Annotated in this window: 6 protein-coding genes and 1 pseudogene; 4 read left to right on the forward strand and 3 right to left on the reverse strand. The window is 69.7% G+C overall.

Going from position 1 to position 7,115, the window contains the following annotated elements; all coding sequences use genetic code 11:
• Positions 1-205 precede the first annotated feature (205 nt).
• A complete protein-coding gene (locus tag AC1D12_RS19645; protein ID WP_047504686.1) occupies positions 206-496 on the forward strand; it encodes a hypothetical protein in 291 nt (96 codons plus the stop codon).
• A gap of 33 nt (positions 497-529) precedes the next feature.
• Here the strand turns inward: AC1D12_RS19645 and AC1D12_RS19650 are convergent, their stop codons facing one another.
• The 3 genes from AC1D12_RS19650 to AC1D12_RS19660 form a co-directional block, all read right to left on the reverse strand.
• Entirely contained in the window at positions 530-1,501 is a 972-nt protein-coding gene (locus AC1D12_RS19650; protein WP_047504683.1) for a thymidylate synthase, read from the reverse strand.
• An 85-nt stretch (positions 1,502-1,586) separates the two neighbouring features.
• Complete coding sequence (locus tag AC1D12_RS19655) at positions 1,587-2,246, reverse strand: YiaD family glycine zipper/OmpA-like lipoprotein (protein WP_477826110.1); 660 nt, start codon at positions 2,244-2,246, stop codon at positions 1,587-1,589.
• A 104-nt stretch (positions 2,247-2,350) separates the two neighbouring features.
• Positions 2,351-4,132, reverse strand: coding sequence for an ABC transporter transmembrane domain-containing protein (locus tag AC1D12_RS19660; RefSeq protein ID WP_477842375.1), 1,782 nt, complete (start codon positions 4,130-4,132; stop codon positions 2,351-2,353).
• 146 nt (positions 4,133-4,278) lie between these two features.
• Here AC1D12_RS19660 and AC1D12_RS19665 point away from each other — a divergent pair, with 146 nt between their 5' ends.
• The 3 genes and pseudogenes from AC1D12_RS19665 to AC1D12_RS19675 form a co-directional block, all read left to right on the forward strand.
• Complete coding sequence (locus tag AC1D12_RS19665; RefSeq protein ID WP_477842377.1) at positions 4,279-4,767, forward strand: MarR family winged helix-turn-helix transcriptional regulator; 489 nt, start codon at positions 4,279-4,281, stop codon at positions 4,765-4,767.
• 118 nt (positions 4,768-4,885) lie between these two features.
• Complete coding sequence (locus tag AC1D12_RS19670; RefSeq protein WP_477842379.1) at positions 4,886-6,370, forward strand: efflux transporter outer membrane subunit; 1,485 nt, start codon at positions 4,886-4,888, stop codon at positions 6,368-6,370.
• Between the two features lie 49 nt (positions 6,371-6,419).
• Positions 6,420-7,115 (forward strand): annotated as a pseudogene (locus AC1D12_RS19675) (EmrA/EmrK family multidrug efflux transporter periplasmic adaptor subunit); the annotation flags it as partial.

Raw genomic sequence — 7,115 nt, forward strand, 5'->3', positions numbered from 1 at the left:
GACGCTGGGTGCCGGCCGCTGAACGCCGGACGAGCGGATGAAAGCCAGGGCTGCGATCAATTGAATTGCCGCGTCGATGGGCGCGAAAACCCGGGCCGGGTGACATGCCGGCACACACACCGTCAAGGTTTCATCAGGCCTTGTTCATGACAGCCGGCGCGCCGGCCGGTCCAATCGCGGGTTTGGCTGCGGCCAGGACCTTGTGATGACGATGAACACCGATGAACTGCTGGGCGCGGCGGAAGCGCTGGTTTCAGTCAGCGCCCGCTTCACCGAACTGCCGGTGGCCGACGACGACGCAGCGGCCGCATCGCTGCAGTGCATGCTCGCGGGCCTGATCATGACCAAGCTCGCCAAACACCTGATGGCCGGGGTCGAGCCGCCGGCAGCGCTGCGCCTGGCGGCGCTCGGCACGGCCGGGGTGGATACGCAACGCACCGCCGTCGTGGCGATGCTGGCCCGCCTGATGCGCGACGGCCAGCGATCCGACCTGTGAAGGTGCAGCGCCGCGCGTGACCCGCGCGGCCGCTCAGACCGCCATCGGCGCCGTCAGCGGCGGGTGGTGGTCGTACCCCACCAGCGCGAAATCCGACGGCTCCACTTTCTCGAGCCACTCCGGCTCGTAGCGGCCCGTCTTCGCGAAGTCGGGGATGCGATCGGACAGCTGCAACTGCGGCGCAGCGAACGGCGTGCGCGTCAGCTGCTCGCGCAGCATCCCGACGTGGCTCTCGTAGATGTGCACGTCGCCGATGAAGTAGTTGAACCAGCGCGGCGTGTAGCCGGTGAGCCGACCGACCAGGTGCAGCAGCGCCGCCCCTTCGGTCAGGTTGAACGGCGTGCCCAGGCCCACGTCGTTGCTGCGGATGTACAGGCACAGCGAGATCTCGCGCTTCTCCTGGCTGACCAGGAACTGGTACAGCAGGTGGCAGGGCGGCAGCGCCATCTCGTCGAGCTGGGCCCAGTTCCAGCCGTGGAAGAGGATGCGCCGGCTGCCGGGGTCCTTGATGATCGTGTCCAGGCACTGGCGCAGCTGGTCGACCGCCTTGTACAGCAGCACCCGCTCGGCCTCGCCGTCGTCGTAGACGGCAGTGAACTGGTAGCCGCGCGCCATGGCATCCTCGATCTGCGCCGTCTGCGTCGAATCGATCACCTTGTAGGCCGGCCAGTTGCGCCACTGCACGCCATACACCGGGCCGAGGTCGTCGGCGCCCAGCCGGTATGGGTTGGCCAGCCACTGCGCGTTGTCGTTGGCGTTCTGGTCCCACACCTTGCAGCCCAGTTCGCGGAACTCCGCCGCATTGCGGCTGCCGCGCAGGAAGCCCACCAGCTCGCCGATCGCCGACTTGAACGCCAGCTTCTTCGTCGTCACTGCCGGAAAGCCCTGCTGCAGGTCGAAGCGCAACGAGGCGCCGGGCAGGCTCAGCGTGCGCACGCCGGTGCGGTTGTCCTGCCAGCTGCCGTGGTCGAAGATGCTCTGGACGAGGTCGAGGTACTGTTTCATGGGGGTACTGCCTGCGGAAGGCGCGATTATCGGCGCAACGAAAAACGGGCACCCGAAGGCGCCCGTTCCGTCATGCGAAGAGCGATCAGGACTGCCCCGGCTCGCGCAGGAAGAGTTCCACGCGGCGGTTCTTCGCGCGGCCGGCTTCGGTGCTGTTGTCCGCCACCGGCTCGCGCTCGCCGTGGCCCGCGGTCTCGATGCGGTTCGCGGCCACGCCGCGCGTGCTCAGGTAGTCGCGCACGCTGTGCGCGCGCTCCAGCGACAGCGGGTTGTTGATCGCGTCCGAGCCGGTGTTGTCGGTGTGGCCGACGATGCTCAGGCGCACGTTCGGGTCGTTCTTCAGGCTCTCGGCGAACGGGTCGAGCACGGCGCGCAGCTCGGGCTTGATCGTCGCGCTGCCGGTCGAGAACGACACGTCGTTCGGCACGTTCAGCTTCAGCTGGTTGTCGGCCGTGCGGGTCACCTCGACGCCGGTGCCCTTGGTGGCCTGCTCCATCTGGGCACGGCGTTCTTCCTGGCGCTTCGACCAGATGTTGCCGGCCACCGCGCCGAGCGCGCCGCCGATCACCGCACCGGTGCCGGCCTTGCCGCCGGTCACCTTGCCGAGCACCGCGCCGGCCGCGGCGCCGGCACCGGCGCCGATGGCCGTGCCTTTCTGGGTCTCGCTCATGTTCTGGCAGCCGGCCAGCAGCACGGCGGTGGCGCTGAGCACCACGGCGGCGGATCGGAAGTTGCGGATGTTCATGGTCTTCTCCTGAAAAAGTCTCGCGCGCGAGCGGATTGCGAGTATCGGTCGCGCATGTTGCAGGTGTCTGTCGGTCGTCGGTAACAGTTGATGTCGGCGCGCGCTTACAGATCGAACTGCAGCGCCGCCAGCCGCGCATAGAGCCCGCCGGCAGCCGCGAGTTCCGCATGCGTGCCGGTTTCGACGATGCGCCCGTGTTCCATCACGACGATGCGGTCGGCGCGCTGCACCGTGGCCAGGCGGTGCGCGATCACGAGCGTCGTGCGATCCTTCATCGCCGATTCGAGCGCGGCCTGCACCATGCGCTCGCTCTCGGCATCGAGCGCGCTGGTGGCCTCGTCGAGCAGCAGCAGCGGCGGGTTCTTCAGCATCGCCCGCGCGATGCTGATGCGCTGGCGCTGCCCGCCCGACAGCCGCACGCCGCGCTCGCCGAGGAAGGTCTGGTAGCCCTCGGGCAGCGCGCTGATGAAGTCGTGCGCGAATGCGGCGCGGGCGGCGGCGATCACCTCGTCGTCGCTGGCCTCGGGGCGGCCGTAGCGGATGTTCTCCAGCGCATTGGCCGAGAAGATCACGCTGTCCTGCGGCACGATGCCGATGCGCTGGCGCAGCGACTGCAGTGCGGTGTCGCGCACGCTGACGCCGTCGACCGCGACCCGGCCCTCGGCCACGTCGTAGAAGCGCAGCAGCAACTGGAACACCGTGCTCTTGCCGGCGCCGCTCGGCCCGACCAGCGCCACCGTCTCGCCCGGCCGCACCTGCAGGTTGAAATCCGCCAGCGCCGCATGCTGCGGTCGCGACGGGTAGCGGAAGCTGACGCCTTCGAGCGCCACCGCCGAGCCGCCGCTCGTGCCCGGYAGTGCCGCCGCCTGCGCCGGCGAGGCGATCGGCGAGCGCGTGGCCAGCAGCTCCATCAGCCGCTCGGTGGCACCGGCCGCGCGCAGCAGGTCGCCATACACCTCGGCCAGCACCGCCACGGAGCTGACGAGGATGATCACGTAGACCACCGTCTGCCCGAGGTGGCCCGCGCTGATCTGCCCGGCGATCACCGCCTGCGTGCCCTGGTACAGGCCCCACAGCAGCGCGCCGAAGGTGGCGGTGATGATGAAGGCGACCAGCCCCGAGCGCACGCGCGTGCGGCGCACCGCGGTGGCGAAGGCGTTCTCGGTCGAGTCGCTGAAGCGCTTCGCCTCGCGCGCCTCCTGCGTGTAGCTCTGCACCACCGGCACCGCGTTCAGCACCTCGGCGGCGATCGCGCTCGAATCGGCGACGCGGTCCTGGCTGGCGCGCGACAGCTTGCGCACGCGGCGCCCGAAGTACAGCGACGGCAGCACCACGATCACCAGGATGCCCAGCACCTGCGTCATCACCAGCGGGTTGGTGATGATCAGCATCAGCATCGCGCCCAGGCCCATCACCGTGTTGCGCAAGCCCATGCTGAGGCTGGAGCCGACGACGGTCTGCACCAGCGTCGTGTCGGTGGTCAGCCGCGACAGCACCTCGCCGGTCTGCGTGGTCTCGAAGAACTCCGGGCTCTGCTCGATGACGTGCGCATAGACGGCGCTGCGCAGGTCGGCCGTGACGCGCTCGCCGAGCCAGGTCACCATGTAGAAGCGCGCCGCCGAGAACACGCCGAGCGCCGCGCCGACCCCGAACAGCGCGAAGAAGTGCCCGCGCAACGCGAGCAGCCGCTCGCCGGGATCGGAGGCGACCAGCCCCTGGTCGATCAGTGATTTCAGCGCCGCCGGGAACACCAGCGTCGCGACCGCGGCCATCACCAGGAAGACGACCGCGAGGCCGATGCGCCCCCAATAGGGCCGCAGGAACGGCATCAGCCCGCTGAGGGATCGAACGTCGCGACCGGGCGCGGGGGGAGTGGGGCTGGTCATCGGGGGGGCCTGTCGGACAGCGGGTGGCAAAAAAGTCGCATCGCACTGTAGCCGAACACGGCCGGGGCAAAGGCGGCCTTGACAATTACTGCCTAAGCAAATAAAGTCCAGGCATCGAGACAGCCAACGGACCCCATCCGACCGCCATGAGCCGCAGCCCCGTCCCCGCCGATTTCTACAACCGCGACGCGTACTGCGCCGAGGAGAGCGTGGGCTACCTGATGAAACGGATCATGCTGTCGATCAGTTCCCAGGTCGACCTGAAGCTCGGCGCGCACGGCCTGACCAGTGCGCAATGGGGCCCGCTGTTCAAGGTCTTCCATTCGGGCCACGGCAAGGCGACGGTCGCCGAGCTGGCGCGCTGGCTGCAGTCCGATGCCGGCGCCACCACGCGCCTGCTGGACCGGCTGGAGCGCAAGGGCCTGTGCAAGCGGGTGCGCAGCACCGAAGACCGACGGGTCGTCGAGATCGAGCTGACGCCGGAAGGCGAGGCCTCGATCGCCGAGGTCCCTGCCGTTCTGGCCGAGGTGCTCAACGCCCATCTGGCCGGTTTCTCGAAGACCGAATGGCAGGCGCTGAAGCTGTATCTGCAGCGCATGCTGGCGAACGGAGAGGCGTTGCGCGACGAGACCTGATCTCCCTCGCGCAGCCCCCAATAGGACAAACAAAAGTTGAACGAGGTGGACCATGCCGTCCCAATGCTTGCCTGAGCAAATACAGCCGAAACAATCATCTGACAGAAAGTCTGGTCTCATGTCCGCGATCCCTTCCCTGCAGACCCTGCGCTCGCACCGCGAGCTTCCGGCGCTGACCGCGCTGGTGGTGGCCCTGGCGTCAACGCTGGTGCTGACGCTGGCCGGCTGCGCCAGCACCAATGGCATCGCGCCGGGCGCGAAGCTGGTCGAGCCGGCCACGGTCGGCCTGGCCGAGAAGGCCGACGCAGCCTCGCCGGCCATCGAGGCCAACTGGTGGCAATCGTTCGGCGACAGTTCGCTGAACGGGCTGGTCGACAAGGCGCTGACCGGCAGCCCGAACCTGCGCGTGGCGCAGGCGCGCATCACGCGGGCGCAGGCCGCGATCGATAACGTGGCGGCGGCCGACGGCCTGCAGGTCACCGGGCAGTTCGATGCCACCCGCCAGCGCTTCACCGAGACCGGCCTGGTGCCGCCCCCGATCGGCGGCACGATGCAGACCACCGCGACGCTGCAGGCCGCCGCCTCGTGGGAGTTCGATTTCTTCGGCCGCAACCGCGCCGCGCTCGACGCCGCCCTCGGCAGCCAGCGCGCGCAAGAGGCCGAGCTGCAAGCCGCACGCGTGCTGCTGGCAGCCAACGTCTCGCGCAACTACGTGCAGCTGGCGCGCCTGCTCGAGCAGCGCGATGTCGCGACCCGCTCGCTGCAGCAGCGCGACGACATCCTCGCGCTGATCCGCCAGCGCGTGCAGGCCGGGCTGGACACCACCGTCGAGCTGCGCCAGGGCGAGGGCGCCTTGCCCGAGACCCGCCAGCAGGTCGAGGCGCTCAACGAGCAGATCGCGCTGACCCGCCATGCGCTGGCCGCGCTGACGGCGCAGGCCCCGAACGCGCTCGACACGCTGAGCCCGCGCCTGCAGCCGGTGCAGGCGGTGCCGCTGCCGGCCAACGTGCCGGCCGACCTGCTGGGCCGSCGCGCCGACATYRSCGCCGCGCGSTGGCGCGTMGAGGCCGCCACCAGCGACGTGAAGTCCGCGCGCGCCCAGTTCTACCCGAACGTCAGCCTGACCGGCTTCGCCGGCTTTTCGAGCATCGGGCTGGACAACCTGCTGAAGTCCGACAGCCAGCAGTACGGCATCGGCCCGGCGATCCGCCTGCCGATCTTCGACGGCGGCCGGCTGCGCGCCAACCTGCGCGGCAAGTCGGCCGACCTCGATGCCGCGATCGAGAGCTACAACGCCGCCGTGCTCGACGCGGTGCGCGACGTGGCCGACCAGATCAGCTCGCTGCAGTCGATCGAGCGCCAGCAGAAGGAACAGGCCAGTGCCCAGGCCTCGGCCGAAGCGGCCTATGACATCGCGACGCAGCGCTACAAGGCCGGCCTCGGCACCTACCTGGTGGTGCTGAACGCCGAGTCCACGGTGCTGACGCAGCGCCGCCTGGGCACCGACCTGAAGGCGCGCGCGCTCGACACGCAGGTGGCGCTGATCCGCTCGCTGGGCGGCGGCTATGTCGCCGCGCCGCTGCGCACCGCGCAAGCCTCCTGATCCCGACCCGATTCCATACAAACACAGCAAGTCCCCCGGAGAACCTTTCATGACCTCCCCGCAAGACAACACCGCTCCCGCAGTCACCGGCAACCCGACCCGCAAGAAGGCCCTGACCGCCGTGGCGGCCGCCGTCGCGGTGGTCGGCGTCGCCTACGGCGCGTACTACGCGCTGGTGCTGAACCACTACGAGTCGACCGACAACGCCTACGTGCAGGGCAACGTCGTGCAGCTGACCCCGCAGGTCGGCGGCACCGTGCTCGCGATCAATGCCGACGACACCGACTTCGTGAAGGCCGGCCAGCCGCTCGTGAAGCTCGACCCGGCCGATGCGCAGGTCGCGCTCGACCAGGCCGAAGCCCAGCTCGCGCAGACGGTGCGCGAGGTGCGCACGCTGTTCGCGAACAACTCGACGCTGAAGGCGCAGATCGCGCTGCGCGAGGCCGACCTGGCCCGTGCGCAGGCCGACCTCGTGCGTGCGCAGGACGACGTGAACCGCCGCGCCCCGCTGGTCGCGAGCGGCGCCGTCGGCAAGGAAGAGTTCAACCACGCGAACGCGCAGCTCGCCGCGTCGAAGAGCGCCGTCGCGGMCGCGCAATCGGCCTCGCTGGCCGCGCGCGAGCAGCTCACGTCGAACCAGGCGCTGACCGACAACACCTCGGTCGAGGAGCACCCGAACGTGCAGCGCGCCGGGGCCCGCGTGCGCGAGTCCTACCTGGCGCTGCGCCGCGCCGACCTGCTGGCT

The sequence above is a fragment of the Rhizobacter sp. P1_G5 genome, assembly GCF_056405435.1.